Origin of the sequence: Pigmentibacter sp. JX0631 (assembly GCF_029873255.1) — a bacterium.
GTDB lineage: Bacteria > Bdellovibrionota_B > Oligoflexia > Silvanigrellales > Silvanigrellaceae > Silvanigrella.
Genome location: NZ_CP123622.1, coordinates 3,251,570 through 3,273,032, shown reverse-complemented (window position 1 = coordinate 3,273,032; position 21,463 = coordinate 3,251,570). Strand labels below are relative to the sequence as shown.

At 31.5% G+C, this 21,463-nt stretch carries 17 protein-coding genes; 8 read left to right on the top strand and 9 right to left on the bottom strand.

All coding sequences use genetic code 11. The annotated features are described in order from the left end of the window. Positions 1 to 134 precede the first annotated feature (134 nt). The 3 genes from QEJ31_RS14085 to mutM all read right to left on the bottom strand — a co-directional run bounded on the left by QEJ31_RS14085 (position 135) and on the right by mutM (position 4,683). Positions 135 to 2,216: a SpoIIE family protein phosphatase gene (locus tag QEJ31_RS14085; RefSeq protein WP_280591076.1), complete on the bottom strand. Its 2,082-nt coding sequence runs from the start codon at positions 2,214 to 2,216 to the stop codon at positions 135 to 137. Between the two features lie 119 nt (positions 2,217 to 2,335). Further along, positions 2,336 to 3,853, bottom strand: coding sequence for a hypothetical protein (locus QEJ31_RS14080; RefSeq protein ID WP_280591075.1), 1,518 nt, complete (start codon positions 3,851 to 3,853; stop codon positions 2,336 to 2,338). Between the two features lie 14 nt (positions 3,854 to 3,867). Beyond that, complete coding sequence (mutM, locus tag QEJ31_RS14075; protein ID WP_280591073.1) at positions 3,868 to 4,683, bottom strand: bifunctional DNA-formamidopyrimidine glycosylase/DNA-(apurinic or apyrimidinic site) lyase; 816 nt, start codon at positions 4,681 to 4,683, stop codon at positions 3,868 to 3,870. A gap of 123 nt (positions 4,684 to 4,806) precedes the next feature. On the opposite strand from mutM, the gene QEJ31_RS14070 reads away from it, so the two are divergent. After that, positions 4,807 to 5,226: a hypothetical protein gene (locus QEJ31_RS14070; protein WP_280591071.1), complete on the top strand. Its 420-nt coding sequence runs from the start codon at positions 4,807 to 4,809 to the stop codon at positions 5,224 to 5,226. Positions 5,227 to 5,232: 6 nt separating this feature from the next. Here QEJ31_RS14070 and QEJ31_RS14065 read toward each other — a convergent pair whose 3' ends face one another. From QEJ31_RS14065 to QEJ31_RS14055, 3 genes are read right to left on the bottom strand one after another with little or no spacing between them, the layout of a single operon-like run. Then, positions 5,233 to 6,033 carry an SDR family oxidoreductase gene (locus QEJ31_RS14065; protein ID WP_280591070.1) on the bottom strand — a complete coding sequence of 267 codons (801 nt, stop codon included), beginning with the start codon at positions 6,031 to 6,033 and terminating at the stop codon, positions 5,233 to 5,235. Next, positions 6,011 to 6,520 carry an SCP2 sterol-binding domain-containing protein gene (locus QEJ31_RS14060; protein WP_280591069.1) on the bottom strand — a complete coding sequence of 170 codons (510 nt, stop codon included), beginning with the start codon at positions 6,518 to 6,520 and terminating at the stop codon, positions 6,011 to 6,013. The genes QEJ31_RS14065 and QEJ31_RS14060 overlap by 23 nt, the downstream gene beginning before the upstream one ends. A gap of 31 nt (positions 6,521 to 6,551) precedes the next feature. Further along, a complete protein-coding gene (locus QEJ31_RS14055; RefSeq protein WP_280591068.1) occupies positions 6,552 to 7,232 on the bottom strand; it encodes a hypothetical protein in 681 nt (226 codons plus the stop codon). 91 nt (positions 7,233 to 7,323) lie between these two features. Between QEJ31_RS14055 and QEJ31_RS14050 the strand changes: the two genes are divergently transcribed. Beyond that, on the top strand, positions 7,324 to 8,517 hold the full coding sequence (locus QEJ31_RS14050) for a pyridoxal phosphate-dependent aminotransferase (protein ID WP_280591067.1): 1,194 nt from the start codon (positions 7,324 to 7,326) through the stop codon (positions 8,515 to 8,517). A 14-nt stretch (positions 8,518 to 8,531) separates the two neighbouring features. On the opposite strand, the gene QEJ31_RS14045 is transcribed toward QEJ31_RS14050, so the two are convergent. After that, entirely contained in the window at positions 8,532 to 9,776 is a 1,245-nt protein-coding gene (locus tag QEJ31_RS14045) for a cysteine desulfurase family protein (protein ID WP_280591066.1), read from the bottom strand. Positions 9,777 to 9,795: 19 nt separating this feature from the next. Then, a complete protein-coding gene (gene lon, locus QEJ31_RS14040) occupies positions 9,796 to 12,411 on the bottom strand; it encodes an endopeptidase La (RefSeq protein WP_280591065.1) in 2,616 nt (871 codons plus the stop codon). A gap of 240 nt (positions 12,412 to 12,651) precedes the next feature. On the opposite strand from lon, the gene rpmB reads away from it, so the two are divergent. After that, complete coding sequence (gene rpmB / locus QEJ31_RS14035; RefSeq protein ID WP_280591064.1) at positions 12,652 to 12,882, top strand: 50S ribosomal protein L28; 231 nt, start codon at positions 12,652 to 12,654, stop codon at positions 12,880 to 12,882. Between the two features lie 186 nt (positions 12,883 to 13,068). Further along, the gene (locus QEJ31_RS14030) at positions 13,069 to 13,290 is read left to right on the top strand and encodes a hypothetical protein (protein WP_280591063.1); all 222 of its coding nucleotides are present in this window, start codon (positions 13,069 to 13,071) and stop codon (positions 13,288 to 13,290) included. On the opposite strand, the gene QEJ31_RS14025 is transcribed toward QEJ31_RS14030, so the two are convergent. Then, entirely contained in the window at positions 13,270 to 14,046 is a 777-nt protein-coding gene (locus tag QEJ31_RS14025) for a lysophospholipid acyltransferase family protein (protein ID WP_280591061.1), read from the bottom strand. The genes QEJ31_RS14030 and QEJ31_RS14025 overlap by 21 nt on opposite strands. A 146-nt stretch (positions 14,047 to 14,192) precedes the next feature. On the opposite strand from QEJ31_RS14025, the gene QEJ31_RS14020 reads away from it, so the two are divergent. The 4 genes from QEJ31_RS14020 to QEJ31_RS14005 all read left to right on the top strand — a co-directional run bounded on the left by QEJ31_RS14020 (position 14,193) and on the right by QEJ31_RS14005 (position 21,403). Beyond that, positions 14,193 to 15,155 (top strand): succinylglutamate desuccinylase/aspartoacylase family protein, encoded by a 963-nt coding sequence (locus QEJ31_RS14020; RefSeq protein ID WP_280591058.1) that lies wholly within the window; start codon positions 14,193 to 14,195, stop codon positions 15,153 to 15,155. Positions 15,156 to 15,252: 97 nt separating this feature from the next. Further along, positions 15,253 to 17,040, top strand: a complete 1,788-nt coding sequence (locus tag QEJ31_RS14015; RefSeq protein ID WP_280591057.1) for an ABC transporter permease subunit — start codon at positions 15,253 to 15,255, stop codon at positions 17,038 to 17,040. A 3-nt stretch (positions 17,041 to 17,043) separates the two neighbouring features. Next, complete coding sequence (locus QEJ31_RS14010; protein WP_280591056.1) at positions 17,044 to 18,447, top strand: nitrate/sulfonate/bicarbonate ABC transporter ATP-binding protein; 1,404 nt, start codon at positions 17,044 to 17,046, stop codon at positions 18,445 to 18,447. 106 nt (positions 18,448 to 18,553) lie between these two features. After that, positions 18,554 to 21,403: a 2-oxoglutarate dehydrogenase E1 component gene (locus QEJ31_RS14005; protein ID WP_280591054.1), complete on the top strand. Its 2,850-nt coding sequence runs from the start codon at positions 18,554 to 18,556 to the stop codon at positions 21,401 to 21,403. The last annotated feature ends 60 nt before the right edge of the window (positions 21,404 to 21,463 follow it).

Below are 21,463 nucleotides of genomic sequence, written 5' to 3'. Positions count from 1 at the left end.
GAATTATAGTAAAAAATAAAACTTTTAGCTTTCCTATTTTTGTCTTAAAATATGACATTCATTATTTTACCAATTTAAATATAATTTAAATTTTAAAAAAAATAATAAATTATTTTTTAAAAGTTAAATATTTATTAAGCGACTTCTGCTATCACTTTTGTATCCGATGATTTTAAAAACCGAATTGCTAATAAAGCGATATCATCTTTTTGCGGAATACCATCAAAATATTTGAACGCATCATTGGTTACGTTCTTTATAAATTCAATTGGGTCTAACTGTCCATGAGATTCCATAGATTTTTTAAAGTTTTTAAGCCCATACTCTTTTGCTTGGGGTGACTCTCCTTCGACAATTCCATCAGTATAAAATACTATTTTTTGTCCGGGTAAAAAATCAAATTCCTTTGTTTCATATTCACTACCTTTAGTAAATCCGAGTCTTGAGCCCATTGCAGGATAAATATATTTTACATCAGATTTTTCCTTATTTGTATCTACAATAGCCGGTGGAGTATGGCCAGCGGAAGAGGCATAAATTTTATTTTCTTTGAAATCTATTAATGCTGCTACCATGGTCATTAAATAGGTTTGTCTTCCTGTATCAACAATACATTCATTGATAAATTTTAAAACTTGGGAGGGGAAGTCATTATTAATTCTATTATTCCCCATTTTTATAAATTGAAATAGCATGTCGGCAGATCCTCTTGTTACTGCAGTAATTAAAGCCGCAGGAGTTCCATGCCCAGTAACATCTCCAAATAAAACTAAAATTCTATTTTCATCAATTTCATAAATACCAAACCAGTCACCACCACATTGGCTGGCTGTTTTAAAGAAAATAGAACAATCAAAATTTTTTGAATTAGGATAATTTTTTGAGATAATTGAATCTTGAACCGCACTTGCTAATTCAATATCTCTCTCTAAATTAGCTCTGTTTTTTTCTCTTATAACATGCCACTCATTTTCCACTGCAGTAATTAGTGAAGTACTAAGTGTACTTAATATTCCAAGACTTTCTTGAGATAATCCTGTAATATTTTTAGGAAAGAAAATTTCAACAACACCTACTAAAATATTTTTTGTATTTAACAATGGAAATAAGAGAATTGAATTATTTATATAATCTCCAGAAATAAATAATTGAGAACTTTCAATAATTAAATCTTTACTAGAAAGTACTTTTTGTAAAATTGGAGTTAAATTTTCTTTTTGTAGTTTATCTGAGATTCTAATAATCCCTTTTGGATTATTCATTGCTTCATTTTCAATATTCAACCAAACTTCAACTTTATTTAACTTAATAAGTTCTCTCAAATATTTTTCATAAATCTTCACAGACTCTTCTATATTCATACATTTAACTATCGCTTGAGCTGCTTCGGATAACCCTTTTATCATTAACAAACTATGCTCTATTTTATCAACCATGAAATTAAAGTTAGTAGTTAACTTATCAATTTCATCTTCTTCATTTCCAATATTATATCTAAATTTGTTTTTAATTTTAGTAAATTTCCCATTTGCTATGTCTAGACTCGCTTGCATAAGTAATTGAATAGGATTTATTATCTGTTTTTTTAAAAAAGCATAAGTCAATAGTAGAATAGTACAACTCAAAGCAATTGTAAAAAGAATAAAACTTATTTTTTGTTCAAAGAGTCGTTTTTGTATATATTCTGTAGAAAAATTTAGTACAACGTAACCGAGAAATTTTGGCTCTGATAAATCTGTTTCTTTCCACCATAAAGAGCCTATTAATCTATGCGAACCATCGACTAGATTTTGCATCTGAGAAACCATTTTAGATGGTACTGAATCATAATTACGTTTCACTTTTTGTAAATCATTAGGTTTAAAATCTTTTTCATTTCCTTTGTCTTCTGCTTCAATTAATTCTTTTTTATTATCTGCTCCAATTTTGTACTGATAACCTGAAAAAAAATGCCCTTCTGCATCAAATATTTGGATATTTATTACTGTTTCAGCTTCAAATAAAGGTTTCATTCCACGTGCAGCAATATCTTTATCAAGCTCCCAAAGAGATTTTGACAAAAAACCAAGGGAATTAGATAGTAATAGAACATGATTTGATTCTGCATCCGCATTAAATGATTTTTCTGCCTTTTTTACTTGAAAAAAACTATAAATAGACATAACTCCAAAAGTAACTACCAATAACAAAATAATGATTTTAGGAGCTAACTTCATACTATCTCCAAAATTGTATGAATCAAAAAAGAAAAAAACATACAATTTACTTCATTCCGATATTCGTTTAAGTATCGGAACAAGCTATATGAACTTAAATTTTATCAAAAAATTGTTAGTTAGTTAGGAATACACATTAATAAAATACACTTTTCATTTGAGGCTTGTAAAGAAAATTCTAAATTAGCTGGGATAAAAATACATTCGCCAGGAGCTATTTCATGCCGAATTTTCTCACCATTTAGTTTACTTACATTAATTATCAACTTACCAGATAAGTGAAATAATATTTTATAGAATTCTATTGTAGGTAAATTTACATTTTTATTCGCTTCCAATGTTATTCTACTTGCTCGAAATTCATTAAAATGACAAACAACTTCTTCAGTATAAACCTCATCTTTGCTAAGAATTTTTAAATTTGTTTTTTGAGGAGTAGCTAGTTGCATTATATCTACAGCTTTATCTGTATCCCAGTTTTCTTGCGTTAAGACTTTTTGGGCAAAACTTAAAATGAGCCGCTCATAGGTAGGAGTTTGAAACTCAACAACAGTTACACCATGTTGTAAGGCATGCGGTACTAAAATGGGTACTTGAATTACGTCTGCTAAATCTAAATCAAGATAGCCCGCAAAAGAATCCATTTTTTTTCTTTTTTCTTCTTCTTCATTCACATCTTCCAATGGAATTTTCTTTTGCCATTCTTTTATTTTATTAGGTAAAATAGGTTCATTTAAAGAAATTCCTTCTGCAATTCGAAAATTATCAAAATATGCGTCAATTTTTTTCCTGATATTTTCATATTCCTTAATCACAGTAAGTAATTCTTTTTTAAATACACTTTTACTAGTATATGTTTTTAACTTCTCTGGATTCACTCCATATTTTATTTTCCCTGATGGAGAATTAATTTTAGTAACAACATAAACTTCGTTTTTTTCAGTATGTAGTTCATAATATAAATCTCCATAAACTTTCTCTGAAATAGGTTCTAATATTTTAACAAGAATAAGTTGTCTTTCTTCAAATTGTTTTCCTAACAAAGTACTTGGAAGAGCTTGAAAGATCCATGGGATAGGAATTGAAATGTCACCATCTACAGGTATTACTTTTGCAACTCCCCTTTTTTCCACTCCAGTGAACCAAATCTCTTGTCCCCAAGGTTTTAAGATATTGATAGGAATAAATTTAAATAAATTATCAGGTTGGAAACAATTATTCTTATTTTTGATGAAAATATTTTGCTTCAATTCTTTGAATAATTTTTTTTCTTCAAATTCGGTTATGGTAACTTTACAGATTTGAAGTAGCTTACCTTTTTTAGAACTTTCAACAGAACCCTCATTAAATGTATAAAATACATTTGAAGGATAAATTGAACTGACATAATAACTGCTATTTTCCCTTTCCCTCTCAAATAAGTAATAGATACAAATTTTTTCTTCTTCTTGTCTCCAAGGGGCGTAAAAGTTATGTTGCAAAATCAAAATAAACTCGTCTAAATATGAGTTTTGCTTTGCTAAAAATAGTTTTACTTCAGAAATGAATTCTTCAGGTTTGATAATATTTTCTTTAACATAAAAAATAGAGCTTTTTGTTTCCCCATTCTTGCCTAACGTTTCTATTATTGTACTCATACCTAACCCTCAAATTACTTTTGGCAGATTGGGCAAAACCAAGAGCTTCTTCCGCCCTGCGGAAGCCTTTCTATTAACCCATTACACTTCAATCTTAAGCATTTTTGTCCGTCTCGACCATAAACTTGATGCAACTCTTGGAAACTGCCTTTATTGCCTGAAAAGCTGCGATAAGAAGCTATACTTGATCCTCCAAGTACAATAGCTTTTTCTAGCATTACTGGTATTTGATTAGCTAGAATTTTCCACTCTTTAGGTTCTATTGTCGAACAGGCACGAAAAGGAGATATTCTTGCTAAAAAGAGAGCTTCTAAAGCATAAATATTCCCAATACCCCCAATTATTTTTTGATCCATTAGCATTTCTTTTATACTTCTATTTTTTAACACAATACCTTTGTTCTTAAAAACTTCGTTTAATGCTAATTGATCAAGCGGATCACAAATAGTAGTTGATTCCTCTAATTTTGCGTCACGGATTTTCCAAAATCCAAATCTTCTTGGATCAATATAAGCAAGACCTGAACCATTCCGAAAATAAATTGAGACATGCTGATGCTTTTCAATTTGATTATTTTCTATTGCTTTAAATGCACCCGACATTCCCAAACTGATATTTACTGCACCTTGAGTTGTTTCTATCACAAGTTGTTTGCCTTCTCGAAATACCTTTTGGAAGGATGCTCCCTGGGCAAAAATATTATTTAATTCTTCAATATCAAATGGATACCTTAAGTTATGCCTGTGAAATTTAATCTCACTAATGGACAACCCTAAAAAATTTTTATTAATTGAGTTTACAAAATTCTGTACTTCAGCAAGTTCTGGCATTTTCTCTCCTTGAAAAAATTAACAGGTATATTTTTCTTAGTTAATTAAAAATTTGGCAACTCTTTTACCTCAAAAAATCGCTATAATACTCTTTAGAACTCTTGTATAATCAAAGGAAAACTTATGAGTCAAATTTTCAGAATTGCAACTACACAGGCCATTAGAGAAATAATCCAGGAAAGTGCTGTAGAAGGCCGTTTTGGATTACTATTGACAGATGAAAGTATTGAAAAAATTTCTGAAAGAGTAGTTGATTTATTTGAAATGACTTTAAAACTAAGAGCAAAAACTCAAGAATTATTTGGTCAAGTAAATAGCAAAACAGAACCTGCAAGTATTTCATCCAAGCAGCAAAAAAATGCTTTAAATGTTGATGAAAAAAGCCCTTTTCCAAGATCCAAAAATGCTGCTGAAGTATATGATTTTGGAAAAAGAACAAAATCAGACTTTGAATCAATTCCTTTATCAACTATTCAAGATGTGAAGCTTCCTCGTACAAGATTTCAACTTAGCCTAGAAGAAAAGGAAAAATTAAGAAGATAGTAAATGTTACTTTTTTTCTTGCAACCATCTAGTGATATTTGTGACTAGACTTCGAGGCAAAAATTTTACAGAACAAACACCTATTTTATTAACAACACCTGGAATAATTAAAACTTCATTATTCATCAGACCACTAAAACCTGCTTGTGCAACACTTTGTGAATCAGCAGCTAACTTAGAATTAAATATTTTTGAAGAATCATCTATTTTAGCAGTTGCTTGAAAACCTGTTAAAGTTGGACCAGGGCAAAGAACAGAAACTTGAATATTTGTATCTTTTAATTCGTTTGCTAAAGCTTCACTAAACGATAGTACAAAAGCTTTTGTTGCATAATAAACAGACATAAAAGGTCCGGGTTGAAAAGCTGCAGTCGATGCAACATTCAAAATTTTTCCACTCCCTGTTAACAGCATTTCATTTAAATAACAATGAGTTAATTCAGTTAGAGCTGTAATATTCACTTGAATCATTTCTGCTTGTATTTTGGAATTGATTTCATGAAAATTACCCAACACACCAAAACCAGCATTATTGATTAATATATCAACAATTTTCCCTAAGGATTTAGTTTTATTAAGAACTTCTTTTGCAGCATTTGGCTTTGCAAGATCGCAAGCAATAACTTTACAATCAACGGAATAATTTTTAATAATTTCTTGTGCTAAACGTTCAAGCTTATCAGCACTTCTTGCAACCAAAATAAGGCTATATCCTTCTTTTGCAAAGATATGTGCGAAATCAAGTCCTATACCACTAGACGCACCTGTAATTAAAACAGTCTGATTATGTTTGGAAAGTTGATTCATATTTAGATTTAACTCCACCTTTTTTTAATAAGGATACCATTTTTAAAAAAGCAGCAAGATCTCCAGCAATAGTTACTTTACCAGTTATAAAAGCTTTATGAGCTTTTAAATTTCCTGTTAATATTTTATATAAAGTAACAGAATCTGTTAAAATTGTGGTCCGAGAAGAACCTTCAATAACATTCATTAAATTTTCATCAGTTACATTCCAAGGACAACCGAAATCAGTAACAAATTTAAATTCTGTATTTCTGTTGCTAAGTTCAATACTAACTGACCAAGAAGCCTCTTCATCAACCATTACTATAAATCTAGGTAGTGAATCAATTTTAAATAAGTAATCACCCTTCAATGAAATTCTTTCATAAGGTTCCAAATTTCTTAATTCATTGCATACTAAATCACGAAAAATATCAGCAATTTCCCATAATTTATTCGAATTTTTATCTGTATTAATTTCTACTTCATTTTTTTGAGATGCTTCCAAAATATTACCTTTCAAAACAAATTAAGACACTCTAGTTATTCCATGAAAACTTTATTTGAGCTTCCGCAGAATGCATAGATAATGTTATTTTGTTTTCTTCATTACTAGATAATTCCTTACTTTCTTTCTTCTCATTTAGAAATAAGTCTTTTACTTCCAAACCTTTCAACGCTTCAGAAGGTAATTTAAATAACACAATGTAATGCTTACTCCAATATGAACTCAAAGGAAAAAATGGCTTGAGTCCTTCTTTTCTTCGATATGGATGAATTTCATGGGAAGGAACAATGATATCATTTATTTTTAATGAAATTTTCCATAATCCTTCATCACTCAATTCAAAAAAAGTGTCTGGTTTTGAAAAAAAATCAAGAACAACTGCGATAGTATCTTTTTTTAGAAGTATTTTTTCATCGATTTTTGCTTTTGGACCATAGATATATTCTATCCTATTTTTATAAGCTTCTTCCATTTCAGGAGATATTAGTACGGCGGTTATCTTAAATTTCAATTCTAAATCTTTATAAATATTTGTACTTTTACTCCATTTTGTCAAAACAGGTTGATAATTTTCATCCTCATACATATTACTTGGTTTTAATACTTCTGCTTGATTATGCACACATCCAGTATACAAAAATATAAATATAATATAGTAAAAAAAACTTGTTCCTGTTTTTTTAAGTTTTAGTCTAGAAAAAAGAAATTTCACAAAAGACACCCTTATTAAAATAGTGGCCACACATACGTTAAATATAATGCGACTGGCACGACATTGAAGTCAAGATTAGAAGGAAATAAAGATGAAAGCACTAAGGCCTTTTTTTATGGAAGACTGGTTAGAGTCTTTTCGAAATAAAGCCGTTTTCAATATGGGAGAATCTGGAGGAAGACCTCGAACCGTAAAAGAGCTTCTAGAGGAAAGCGGATATTCAGAAAATAGTTCTTTTACTGAAATTATGAATTTACCTTTATTCGACAGCCCAAATAGAGGTCGAGAAGATTTAAGAAAATTGGTTGCAGATATGCATTCATCCACTTCCACAGAAAATGTTTTAATCACAACAGGAACAAGTGAAGCACTGTTTCTTTTGTTTCGCTATTTAAAACCTAAGAAAGTGGCTATTCCAATTCCTGCTTTTCAACTTTTATATGAAATACCTGCTGCTATGGGAGCTCTTATTATTCCCTTACCTATTCGCTATAATCTAGATGGTGTTCCATTTTTAGATATTAATGAATGGATGACAATATTGGATAATGAAAATCCTGATTGTATTATTATAAATAACCCACATAACCCTACTGGATTAGTATTTTCTGAAGAAATTTTAGAAAAAATTGTACATTACTCTAATAAAAATAATTGTTACTTAATTGGCGATGAACATTATAGATTTTTATCTTCAGAACAAAATATCCTTGGTAATAGTCTTTATTGTAATAAGCAAAATATATTTATCACAGGATCTTTTATTAAATGTTTTGGATGTCCTGGCTTACGTATTGGATGGTGCATAGGAAATAAACAAGCATTAGATTCAATTCAAAATGAGAAGAATTATACTACACATACAGTAAATCCTTTTTCTGAATGGCTATCTTATAAAGTATTGCTTCAACAAGACAGTAATTTATTTAAAAAGATAAAAAATGAATGGCTTATAAACAGAGAAACTTTAAAACAATTCCTGGTGCATTCAAAAACTTTATATGGAATAACTCCTGAAGGAGGTTTAGTAACAGTCTTAGGTTTAAAAAATATTGACGATGAAAATGCTTTAAATAACAAAATGGAATTGCTATTAAGCAACGGAATTTTCGTTCTACCTTTATCTTCAATGGAATTTGGCAAATTTAATTTCCAAAATAATATTTTTTATAAAGAAATAAAACTTTCTTTAATTAATAAAGGATTTGGATTTCGTTTAGGGTTAGGTATCGATCCTAATAAATTTAAAGTAGCTTTAGATAGAATGGAACAAATATTAAATTGATAAAAACTTAGTTATCAATTACTTAAATAATTTTTAATTATTGAAAGTGTTTTTTCTATTTCTTCTTTTGTGTTAGAATATGCTAAAGATAATCTAATTGTATTTTTTGCTTGAGATGTTTCTTTCCCTAAAGCTAAAATTACTTTTGAAGGTAAATTTGCTCCACTACTGCATGCAGATCCAGAACTAGCACATATTCCTTGGAGATCTAATTCAACCAACAAATCTTCACCCTTTAATTTTTTCCCTTGCACAGAAAAATTTACTGTATTAGGCAATATATTATTAATTGGTGTGTTTAGTTCAATATTAGGAAGTTTTGAAAGTTCTGTTAAAAGAGTGTCCCGCAAATTTGTTATATAACTTTTTTCATTTCTCCAATGCTCACTATATAAGTCTTTTGCGATTAAACCAAAGCTAATAATTCCGGGCAAATTTTCTGTTCCTGCTCGTCTATTTTTTTCTTGCGCTCCACCTAAAATTAATGGCAAATATTTTCTTCCACGGCGTAAAAAAAGTGCTCCAATTCCTTGCAGACTTCCAACTTTATGTCCTGAAATAGAAACTGAATCATGACCAAAAGAAAACCAGTTTTCTAATTCAATTTTTCCATAAGCTTGAACAGCATCAACGTGGAAATGAATTTTTTGGAGATGTTCTTTAGTTATTTCAGAATTTAAATAATTTGTAGTTAATAAATCAAAAGTCTCTTTATCCGTTTGTGAGGTTACAATTCCCCAACGCATATAATGTAAATAATCTCCAATAAATTTAACTGGCTGAATGGTACCAATTTCATTATTAGCTGCCATAATTGTTAAAAGCGTTGTTTCTGGTTTAATATTTTTTATAATATCTTCAATTTGAATAAATCCATCAAACGAAACATTTAATTCAGTTACTTGCAAATTTTGCGAGTTTTTTAAAAAAAGTATTGGTTCTTTAATAGCTGGATGTTCAATTGAGGAAGTAATTACATGCTGCGAGTGCATAGGAGTTTTAGTATAATTTAATACACCAATAGTAGCTATATTATTAGCTTCTGTTGCCCCAGATAAAAAAATTATTTCTCCAACATCAACGCTTAAGGAATTAGCTATCGCTTTTCTTGCTTCAGTAAGACAAACTGAAGCGTTTCTTCCTTTAGAATGTGGGCTTGATGGATTTCCAATGGAATCTTTTAATTTCAAAAATAGGCTTGACAAGTGTTCATCAGATGATGGACTTGTCGCATTATGATCTAAATAAATGTGCTTCACTGAATTTAACCTTGCTTTATTATCTTTGATTATTTTTGTTCCGTCTTTTACTTGTAACCTTATTTTTATTATTAGGTTTTCTTTTATTAATTTGTACTTTTTTATGGTCAAAAGCAATCTTTAATACTTCATCTAAATTACCGACAGTTTGAATGTTTAATTCGTTTAAAATATTTATCGGAATTTCTTCAAGATCATGCTGATTATCAACGGGAATTAATACTTTTTTTATTCCATAGCGATGTGCGGCTAATACTTTTTCCTTGATTCCACCGACGGGCAAAACATCTCCACGCAGTGAAATTTCTCCAGTCATAGCTAAATCAGAAGCTACTGGTTTTCCTTTAAACAAGCTAACCATAGCAAGAAAAGTTGCAACACCAGCACTTGGACCATCTTTTTTTACTGCCCCTTCAGGAAAATGGACATGTAGATCTTGTTTAGTTAAATTTTTTGCTGAAATTCCACACATTTTTGCATTAGAGCGAATAAATGCAAATGCAGTATGAACAGACTCTTTCATAACATCACCAAGTTGACCAGTTAAACCAAATTTTCCAGTTCCAGGCTGACTTGTTGCTGTTTCAATATACAACACATCTCCCCCATTTGGCGTCCAAGCTAATCCTGTTGCAACACCAACTGGTAAAATATGCGGTTTCTTTTTATCATTAAAAGGAGTAGGCCCTACTAATTTCCGAATAAAATCGGAAGTTATAGTTTTCTGAAAAGGTTCTTTGCTTTTATTATACCCATTTTCGACACATTCTTTTGCTAATCCTCTGATAATTGCTGCAAGCTCACGCTTTAATTGCCTAACTCCCGCTTCTCGAGTATAACCTTGAATAAAAGAGCGCATATTTTCAGAAGAAAAATTTAATTTTAACCAATCACTCATTCCATGCTCAGAAATAACCTGTGGCAATAAGTGATCGAAAGCAATATGTTCTTTTTCATCTAAAGTATAGCTGCTTAAATCGACAATTTCCATTCTGTCTCTTAATGGTGCTGGAATAGAACCTAATTGATTAGCAGTTGCAATAAAGAAAACTTTACTTAAATCTAAAGGAACATTTAAATAGTGATCCATAAACACATTATTTTGTTCAGGATCCAGAACCTCAAGCAATGCGCTGGAAGGATCTCCTCTTCCATCAGCTGCAAGTTTATCAATTTCATCAAATAAAATAACTGGATTCATCGTTCCCGATTTTTTCAAAGCATCAGCTATTTTACCAGGCATGCTACCAATATAAGTTCTACGATGGCCTCTTATTTCAGCTTCATCTCTTACGCCACCTAAAGCAATTCTAATAAATTTTCTATTTAATGCTTTTGCAATTGATTTTCCTAAGCTTGTTTTACCCACTCCAGGAGGCCCAACAAATAACAAAATTGGTCCTTTTAAAGAGTCTTTCAAAGCACAAACTGCAAGAAATTCTAAGATACGTTTTTTTACTTTTTCTAATCCATAATGATCTTTATCTAAAACTTGTTTTGCATTTTGGATATTTATTTCATCTTCCGAAAAAGTTTGCCAAGGAATATCTAACAGCCATGATACATAAGTATGGCTTACCATATATTCTGGTGAACCTGGCTGCATCATATTCATTCTTTCTACTTCACGAAGAGCAATATCTTTTGTTTCATCAGGCATTTTACTTTTGTTAATTTTTTCAACTAAATCTGCAGGATCATTAGAATTTAATCCGCCAGTCTTGCCATCCATTTCACCTAATTCTTTTTGTAACAGCTTCATTTGTTCTTTTAAAAAATACTTTCTTTGCTGTTTTCCCATTTCAGATTTAACTTCTGAATTAATTTTTTGGGAGATCTCTAAAACTTCAATTTCTCTAATAAGAAGCGCATGAATTTGTCTGAGACGAGTCTCTAAATTTTCTGTTTCTAGTAATTCTTGTTTACTTTTAAAATCCATACTTAAATATGGAATAATTAAATTAGCAAGATAGGCCGCATCCTGAACATTTTCTATAAATAAATTAGCTTCATTTGGAATATTCGGAGAAAGACTGATAGCTTTTTGCACAAGTTGTTTCATAGCTTTTCCAAGAGCTATCACCTCTATGTTTGCCTCTTCATCAGTATTAGGCTGATCTACATCGAGATATTCAATTTCTGCTGCTAAATGTTCCGCTTCTGAATTAACGTAATTTACTATTTTGAAACGCTTTACTCCTTGGACAACGGCACCATAGGAGTTATCTGGAAATTTCATTACTTTCAATATCTTAGCTTCAGTGCCAACTTCATATAAATCTTCTGGTACTATGGATTCAGAATCTAAATTTTTTTGCGCAAGAATACCAATTCTTCCACCTATTCTGATAGCTCTATCAACTGATTCGCTTGTCCATTCTTTTCCAGCTGTAAAAGGAAGAACATTATGTGGAAAGAGAACAGTATTTCTAACAGGAACAATTTTTAAGGTTTTTAAGCCTTCCTTTGAGTCTGCCTGTTTTTCCTCAGTTTCCTTTGGTTTTTTTGCCAATACTTTGATTTTTTTATTAATAACTACAGGGAGTTGAGCTGAGTCCTCACTAAGAGAGTCATTTTGTTCTTCAACTTTAACATCACTGGTTTTAGAAATTTTGCTATTTTTTTTGTCTTCCATGATACCCTCTTAACGCCCTCGACAAATATGGCCAAAGGAATTTATGTTCATTCTCTTTGCGAATATGGCCAGCAAATCGAATATGTCAATATCTAAAAGATTCTTAATTGCAAAGACTCTTATTTCTTGCATCTTAGGCAAAATACTGCTATGGCCTTTAAACTTACGGCAACTGGCAGACTCTTTAAAGCTGAAGCAATTGCTGTTCATTTTTGAATATGATTTGGAGGAATTAAAATTATGTCACGAGTATGTGAATTATCTGGTAAAAGTGGACTAGTTGGAAATCGCGTTTCTCACGCTAAAAACAGAACTAAAGTTCGCCTTCTTCCTAATTTACAAGAAAAAAGTATTTTTGCCCCAAGTTTAGGCAAATTTGTTAAAGTTCGTTTAAGCACTAGTGCTCTTCGCACAGTTAATAAAATTGGAATTGAAGCATACTGTGCAAAAAAAGGAATCGTTATCCGCTAATTATTAGCTATTTATATGAAAGAGTTGGAGAAGAATCTTCAACTCTTTTTTTTGTCTAAATAATCAACAGAATGCCAAAAATTTAGACATTCTTACACTCCTAAAGACTATAAATAATTAAAATCAATGAAAAAAATATTGGTACGTTAATTGCTTATAAAAAAGTATAATTACTTGGAGAATTGAATGGAAAGTAATGGAAAAATATTTGCAATTATCTTTGCTTTGATTATCTTAGTTCAATCTTGCACTTATAAACCAGTCGTATTTTCAAATATTAATAATAGGCTAGAAATCTGCGATGCTAAATATCAAAATCAAAAAACAAAACAGATGGTTTGCAATCCTATAGGATATGAAGAACTTCCGGAATCTGATTTTTCTTTGCTACTTAAAATTTTCTTTTAATAAATTTCCAGGAATTGACTCCAACTGAATATTTTTTATTTCATTATCAAGTTGTTCAATTTTTTCTTTCATTAATTGATATGCTTTTTGAATAAATATTTCCACATCATCGATAGAATAACCTTTAGTTTCTATAGGATCCATAATTTCAGCCAGAACAGTACCTGCTTTCCATCTTTTATAATCCAAAGAAAATTTTAAATTGCTGACAGCAACAATTTGTACTGGAACCTGATTTTGAATAGCAGCATAAAAGGCTCCTTTTTTAAAAGGTTTTAATCCCAAACTATGTCCCCTTGTTCCTTCTGGAAAAATCCACAAGGAAGAACCAGTTTGTAAAGCTTCATCAACATTTTTCATAGTATTCATGGCTTTTTGATGATTCGTTCTATTCAGAAATAAATTTCCTGCTAAATAAAAAACCCAACCAAAAATTGGGATCCAAACTAAGGATTTTTTTCCAATAATCAGAGTGTTATTGGAAATAATACGACCAAAGATAATAGCATCAAAGTAAGATTGGTGGTTCGCAATAATAACCTTTGGACTTTCATCAGTCATTTTATATTTTTCTTTGACAATTATTTTTATTTGCAAAAGGTTTGCAGATAAATAGGAAAATATTTTTCCAAAAATGACATTATTATTTTTGTTTCTAAATCTAATGATAAAAACAAATAATAATAGAAAACTTAAGATAAAAAATAAAAGAAATAACAGAATAAATCTAATACCACGTAATAAATAGCCAGCCATAAAATTTCCAATACGCAGAAGTCAACTTAATAAAACTAATAACCTTAATTTTATTTGCTCCATAGAAGCAAATAAAATTGGCTTTGACAATTCTTTTTTTTATAACATAATGAAATTAGTAAAAAAAGACTTAAGGTAGCTTATTTATGCTAACACAATATCTAGAGACATTTGAAAAATTAGAAAAACGATCCAAAGGCATTATAAATGATTGTATACATTTAGACTTTAAATCACATAATGGCCATATCGTGATTGGTAGCATCGTTCATGGAAATGAAACGGGCTCATTACCAGGGGTTTTGCAAGTAATTCAAAATTTAATCGATAAAAAAATAAAATATGGTGGTAAAATTTCCTTTTTCTTAGGAAACAAAAAAGCATCCTTAGAAAATAAAAGATTTATAGAAGATGATTTAAATAGATCTTTTTCTCCTCTAGAAAATAATAAAAAATCTTCTGAAAAAAACCGAGCTGAGGAAATAAAAAAATTATTGAACACTTGTGATTTATTTCTTGATTTTCATCAAACAAATAAACCTTGTTTGGAACCTTTCTATATTTTTACTATGCACAGTATAAGTTATTCTTGGGCAAGAGCAATTGGCTGTTGTAATATTTTTGTGACTCGCAGATCAAATACTCCCTATTCTGCAGAAGGAATGTGTTCGGATGAATATGTTAGATTATTAAATAAACCTGGCTTAACATTAGAATTAGGTCAGCAAGGAATTTCAGAAAAAGCAACAAATACTTGTAAATTAGCAATAATTAATAGTATGCAATTAATGGATTTAATACAATTGAAAAAAAGATGCATTCATAATTTAGCTAGAAAAAAAAATGAGTTAAATATTCTGCAAATAATATATTCAGAAAAGTTCAAAACTCAGCAGACTAAATTAGTAAAGGAATTTATTAATTTAGAAAAGGTAACAAAAGGACAACTCCTTGGTGCATTTTTGCCGGGACAAGATTTTTATGCCCCACAAGACGGTTATATATTGTTCCCGCAATATCCAATGCGCGATGAAAAAGGAATTGTTATTGAAACTTTACCATCACATATATATACTTTAACAAAACAAGCAAATCGATTGCTTAAATAATGTCACTTAGTGTCTTGCATTACTATATCTCATTATGCTTTACAGTTGGAGTTACTAAAAAATGAGATTATGATCTCATTCCAGTCAAGAGGTGAGCATGACACAATTTGCCAAAGTGCAAGCAACCCGAGGTGCTTTTTTAAGAGCGGATATTGCAGTTATCCTTATTGTCATCGTTCTGGGCATGGGCTTTGCCGACTTTTTTAGCTCAGGAAATTCGCCCTACTTAGAAAAAGTTGATATAAACACATCAATCTCATCACTACCAAGTTATTCCCTCCTGTCCTTTGTACGCAGCTTGATAGCACTAATTTTAAGTTATATTTTTGCTATTATATATGGAACTATAGCTGCAAATAATAAATCTCTTGAAAAATTAATGATCCCAATTCTTGATGTTCTCCAAAGTCTTCCCGTTGTGGCTTTTTTACCTGGTTTTGTTCTAGCATTAATATCAATTTTCCAAGGAAGTCGTTGGGGTTTAGAATTCGCTTGTATTTTAACTATTTTTACAGGACAAGTTTGGAATCTAGCATTTGCTTATTATGAATCACAAAGATCTTTACAACCAGAATTTAAAGAAGTTGCAAAAATCTATCAACTTACAAAATTACAAAAATTTTTCTTTGTAGATTTTCCTAATGGATATCGACCATTAATTTATAATGGAATGATGTCAATGGCAGGAGGCTGGTTTTTTTTAACAACATGTGAGGCTTTTACATTAGGTAACAAAGATTTTCGTTTACCTGGGTTAGGAAGTTATATTGCTGAAACTTTTGCAACAGGCAACTATATCAATTTTTCTATTGCTTTAGTTACTTTACTTATCATTATAGTGAGCACAGATATTTTTCTCTGGAAACCTTTAATAGCCTGGGTTTCTCGTTATCGAGATAGCGATGATGGAAAAGGAGTTCAAGATGACAATTGGTTTCTTAATTTAATAAGACAAACAAGTATTCCTGAAATAATTTCAAACTTTTTTAAAAAAAGTATTTTGTTTTTGTTTCCTAAATCTAAAATCAATGAATCAGGTGCAACAAGAAAATATTTGATTGACAATATTGATAAATGGGGAACTGTAATCAGTCCAAAAAATTGGTTTTCTGATGAAAATGTAAATAAAATTCGTCGTTCATCTATTTTATCACTACTTATCACCTTTGCTATTGGTGGTCTTGTCTTTACTTTATTACCTAAATTACCTTCTTTCGGCCAGACTCTTGCCTCTCTTTCGAGTAAAGATTGGTTTAATTTAATGAATGCGGTTTTATTTACAGGAATAAAAGTCCTTCTTGTGTTAATTATTAGTTCATTTTGGACAATACCCGTTGGTCTATGGCTCGGTTTAAATCCTAGATTAGAAAATTTTTTTCAGCCTATTATTCAAAATTTAGCAGCATTTCCCGCTCCTGTTTTATTTCCATTAATAACTTTAGGTTTAAGTTTTGTTAATGTTCCTCCCTTTATCAATGCAACATTATTAATGTGTGTAGGATGCCAATGGTACATTTTATTTAATGTCATTGGCGGAGCTTCGCGAATTTCGGCTGATTTAAAATTTGTTACACAAATCTATAAATTTTCTTTATGGCATCGCTTTAGTAAATTATATTTTCCAGCTATTTTACCTTCTTTAGCGACAGGCTGGATTACTGCAGCTGGAGGAGCTTGGAATGCCAGTATGGTTGCAGAAGTAGTTGAGTTTCCTGGTGGATCAATGCATTCCTTTGGTATAGGAGCAGAACTCGCTAGCGCATCGGCGCAAGGTAATTATCAAAAATTGATCGCTGCAATCATTTGTATTGTTGTAACTTTAATCATTTTAAATCGCACCTTATGGCGAACTCTGCAAATATTTGCTGAAAGAGTTAAGGATTAGGCTATGTCTAAAAAGAAAGTTGTGCTCTCTGTTAGATCTTTATGCAAAGATTACAGACGTCCTAGTGGAAATATGTTTACTGTTTTGGAAGGAATTCATCTCGATATTTATGATGGTGAATTTCTGGCTTTAGTTGGTTTATCAGGATCAGGTAAATCAACGCTTTTGCGTTGTATGGCTGGTCTCATCAATCCTGATAGAGGAACTGTTACTTATGCGAATCCATCACCTGAAAACATGCAATTAAGTGCCTTTGTTTTTCAAAATTTTGCCTTGTTTCCTTGGATGACCATTCGGGAAAATATAGCCGTTTCAATGCCAAAATTAACAAAATCGGAACAAAATATACGTGTAGATAGAATTATTCAATTAGTAGGATTAAAAGGTTTTGAAGATGCTTTTCCTCGCGAATTAAGTGGAGGAATGCGGCAAAGAGTAAGCTTGGCACGCGCCATGGTCTCTGACCCCATGATCATGTTCATGGATGAGCCTTTTTCAGCTTTAGACCCATTAACTAGCGAATCTTTGCGAGCTGAACTCGTAAGAATTTGGGGACAAACAGAAAGAAAAATTCGTGCTTGCGTTCTTGTAACGCACCGCTTTGAAGAAGCATTACAACTTGCTGATAGAATTCTAATCCTTTCATCTAATCCAGGGACTATTTTTCGTTCAATAGAAATTAATTTACCTCGTCCTAGAATGCCGAATTCTCCTGAATATAAAGAATTAGAAGAACTTCTTGAAAAAGCATTTGGTCAACTTCACCTTGATAAAGTAACAGAAGATGTTGATTTTGACACTTCAACTCCAGAATTGATTCTACAACAAAGAAATTCTGATCAAATAACAAGAAATAAATCTATTAATTTACCAAATGATAAAACCTCTGAAGAGATAAGAACCAAAGATACTTCTTTAAATAAAGCAAAGAGAGTTAAACCCTTAATTAATACAAATCTAACTTTGGTTGAAGGTCTCGTCAGCAGATTAAGCACAGAAGTTGAAACCACCGATCTTTATGATTTGTGCGAAGATATGGGACAAAGCGTCGATCAAGTTCTACCTGCTGTAGCCGCAGCTGAAACTTTAGGTTTTATAACAACTCCAGGAATTCGCGTCATTTTAACCGATGAAGGCAGAAAATTTGCTGCGGAACATGATGCCGAAGCTCGTGGCAAAATTATGCGGACTGCAATCTTAAAATTGCCGGTAGTTTATTCTATATATGAGTTAGTTAAAAATAGTGGCGATGAAGGATTAGAAGCAGATATTGCAATCGAGCAGATTGTCATGATGCTCCCTTTTGAAGATCATGATGTTCAATTTCAGACCCTTTTAAAATGGTGTCGTTACGCTAACTTGATCATCTACGATTCTGATGAAGAAAAATTGTTTATACCCGATTAATTTTGATAGTCTCTGCAACAAAATCCGAAGTTGTGATAACACAATTTTAGATGTGGTGCGTCTGTCTGCATTTCGATTTACTTCCTGATAAGGACTTGTGGCAAATATGAGTGGTAATTTTAATTCTGTTTTTCAAAATAATGCTGGTTATGTAGAGGAAATGTTTTCGCGATATTCTTCCGACCCCAATTCAGTTGGAATTGAATGGCGAGCATACTTTGAAGGATTTCACGAAGGCTTTGGCACAGCCACTGCTCTAGCAAATGATGTTCCACACTTTAATGAATTATTAACTGATTTAAGTCATCAACAAAGAAATGAAAATTCAAATTCATTAAACATGAGCCAAGATGCAATACAGTTTGAATTTAAAGTAGCAGCTTTTGTTCAAGCTTGGAAAAGCTTTGGTCATTTAAAAGCAAAAGTTAACCCACTACAAAATACAAGCCCTGAAGTTCCATCTCTAAAAACTGAAAATTATGGAATTTCTGAATCAGATTTATCAAAAACAACTATGGCTGGCTTGCTAATTGGTTTAGATAAAATGACTTTCGCAGAATTACAGAAAGTTTTAGAAGCGAGATATGCTGGAACGGTTGGAGCAGAAATAGAGCACATAGAAAGTACAGAAGAAAGATTCTGGTTACAAGAACAATTTGCTCTAATTTATAAACCTGTTGCAAAAGATACACAAACAGCAATTTACCATGAATTGGCAAAATCTGATTCCCTTGAAAAAACAATAGCGACTAAATACATAGGGAAAAAACGTTTTTCTATCGAAGGAGCTGATTCTCAATTTCCCGCTGTTGAAAGCTTTATTGATGAAGCAGGTAAACTAGGGGCACAAGAATGCACTATTGCTATTGCGCATCGCGGACGTTTAAATTTCCTTGTGAATGTGATTGGAAAACCGCTTGAAAGATTATTCAGTGAATTTGAAGGATATCCTAATCCTGAATTACACGGTGATTGTGATGTAAAATACCATTATGGATATGAATCTGAACGTACTACAAGAAGTGGAAATAAACTTTTAGTCTCCATGCCATTTAATCCAAGTCATTTAGAATATGTTGGCAGTATAGCTATGGGAGATACAAGAGCTCGTCAAGCAATGTATCACAATGGAGACACAAACAAAGTTACAAGTATAGTTTTACATGGTGATGCTGCATTTTCTGGACAAGGCATTGTTTTTGAAAATATTCAAATGATGACATTACAAGGTTACAGTATTGGTGGAACAGTTCATATAGTAGCAAATAATCAGGTTGGATTTACAACAGATCCTTCAGATTCACGCTCATCAACTTATTGTACAGATATTGCTAAAGTAACAGGATCACCTGTATTCCACGTTAATGCCGATAATTTAGATGCTCTACATAATGTTATGGTACTTGCTGCAAACTACAGATTCAAATTTAAAAAGGATTTTTATATTGATTTAGTTTGTTTTAGAAGACATGGACATAACGAAACAGATGAACCTTCTTTTACCCAACCTTTAATGTATAAAATTATTAAAGACAAACCTGCTCCATATGAAGAATATGCTCAATATCTTGTCAATAAACATAGTTTTAATTCAGAAGAATTAAAAGAAATTTATAATAAATACCGTTCAGATATGAATAACGTTTATGATAAAGTAAAAAATGAACATTTACCAATTTTACAATTTACGCCTCTAAGAGAAGCAGGAGAATTAAAGCTCGTTGATGAAAAAGAAATGCTAAAACCTGCAAAAACACAAATATCCTTAAATAAATTAAAAGAATTAGCTTTAAAAATTTGTCAAACACCTGAAAGCTTCAAGCCCAATCCAAAGCTCGCAAGAATCATCGTTTCTGAACGAAAAGAAATGGCTGAAGGAAATAAAAAGCTAGATTGGGGAATGGCTGAATTACTTGCTTATGCTTCTTTGTTAAACGAAGGATTTAGCATTCGACTTGCTGGAGAAGATGCACAAAGAGGTACATTTTCACATCGCCATGTGACTTTAGTCGATTTTGAAACTGGGGCTCGTTATACAAGTATTAAAGAGTGTATTGAACAAAACGCAAAAGTTGAAGTTATAAATACTCTTTTATCTGAAGAAGCAGCTATGGGATATGAATACGGCTATGCTGTTAGACAAGCAAAAGGATTGGTTTTATGGGAAGCACAATTTGGTGATTTTGCCAATGGTGCGCAAGTTATTATTGATCAATTTATTGCTGCCGGTGAAACAAAATGGGCTCAATCACAGGGCTTAGTTTTGTTACTGCCACATGGAATGGAAGGACAAGGAGCTGAGCACTCCAGTGCTCGGTTAGAAAGGTTTTTACAGCTGAGCGCAAATGCTAATATGCAAGTTTGTTACCTTACTAACGCTGCTCAAATTTACCATGCCCTCAGAAGACAATTGCATCGCAATTTCAGAAAACCTTTAGTCATTATGACACCTAAAAGCTTTTTGCGTAGTCCAAGAGCATCTACAACTTTAGAAGAACTTGCTACAGGATCTTTTGAAGAAATTTTAGATGATTCACGTATTTCTAAAGCTCAGAAAATAGAAAAAGTTTTATTCTGTACTGGTAAAATTTCCCTTGATTTATTTGATGCTCTAGAAAAAGAAGAGTTTAAAAATAAAGCAGAGTCTATTGCAGTCGTAAGAATAGAACAACTTTATCCATTCCACATTGAAAAAGTAACAAGTATTCTTTCTCATTATAAGAATGTAAAACATGTTGCATGGGTCCAAGAAGAGCCTGCAAATATGGGAGCTTGGACTTATATCAGATTTGAATTGGAAAAAGTTTTAGATAAAATTGGAATGCAGACTAAATTAATGTATTTTGGCAGAAGCAGAAGGGCAACTCCCGCTGTAGGTTTAGAAAAACAACATTTTATCGAACAAGATAAATTAATTCATGCAGCACTATTGAGTAACGAGTCTACTGAAATATAGCAGTTACTTTATTGGCGATTTGTTTTGTTACTTTTCATTTTAATAAAAAAACATTTTAAA

What these genes read in the sequence shown, in the direction of transcription:
- QEJ31_RS14030 (WP_280591063.1), top strand. Translation starts at nt 13,069, where the DNA reads ATGGAAAGTAATGGAAAAATATTTGCAATTATCTTTGCTTTGATTATC.
- lon (WP_280591065.1), bottom strand. Translation starts at nt 12,411, where the DNA reads ATGGAAGACAAAAAAAATAGCAAAATTTCTAAAACCAGTGATGTTAAA.
- QEJ31_RS14025 (WP_280591061.1), bottom strand. Translation starts at nt 14,046, where the DNA reads ATGGCTGGCTATTTATTACGTGGTATTAGATTTATTCTGTTATTTCTT.
- QEJ31_RS14085 (WP_280591076.1), bottom strand. Translation starts at nt 2,216, where the DNA reads ATGAAGTTAGCTCCTAAAATCATTATTTTGTTATTGGTAGTTACTTTT.
- mutM (WP_280591073.1), bottom strand. Translation starts at nt 4,683, where the DNA reads ATGCCAGAACTTGCTGAAGTACAGAATTTTGTAAACTCAATTAATAAA.
- QEJ31_RS14010 (WP_280591056.1), top strand. Translation starts at nt 17,044, where the DNA reads ATGTCTAAAAAGAAAGTTGTGCTCTCTGTTAGATCTTTATGCAAAGAT.
- QEJ31_RS14080 (WP_280591075.1), bottom strand. Translation starts at nt 3,853, where the DNA reads ATGAGTACAATAATAGAAACGTTAGGCAAGAATGGGGAAACAAAAAGC.
- QEJ31_RS14020 (WP_280591058.1), top strand. Translation starts at nt 14,193, where the DNA reads ATGCTAACACAATATCTAGAGACATTTGAAAAATTAGAAAAACGATCC.
- QEJ31_RS14005 (WP_280591054.1), top strand. Translation starts at nt 18,554, where the DNA reads ATGAGTGGTAATTTTAATTCTGTTTTTCAAAATAATGCTGGTTATGTA.
- QEJ31_RS14065 (WP_280591070.1), bottom strand. Translation starts at nt 6,033, where the DNA reads ATGAATCAACTTTCCAAACATAATCAGACTGTTTTAATTACAGGTGCG.
- QEJ31_RS14015 (WP_280591057.1), top strand. Translation starts at nt 15,253, where the DNA reads ATGACACAATTTGCCAAAGTGCAAGCAACCCGAGGTGCTTTTTTAAGA.
- QEJ31_RS14070 (WP_280591071.1), top strand. Translation starts at nt 4,807, where the DNA reads ATGAGTCAAATTTTCAGAATTGCAACTACACAGGCCATTAGAGAAATA.
- rpmB (WP_280591064.1), top strand. Translation starts at nt 12,652, where the DNA reads ATGTCACGAGTATGTGAATTATCTGGTAAAAGTGGACTAGTTGGAAAT.
- QEJ31_RS14050 (WP_280591067.1), top strand. Translation starts at nt 7,324, where the DNA reads ATGAAAGCACTAAGGCCTTTTTTTATGGAAGACTGGTTAGAGTCTTTT.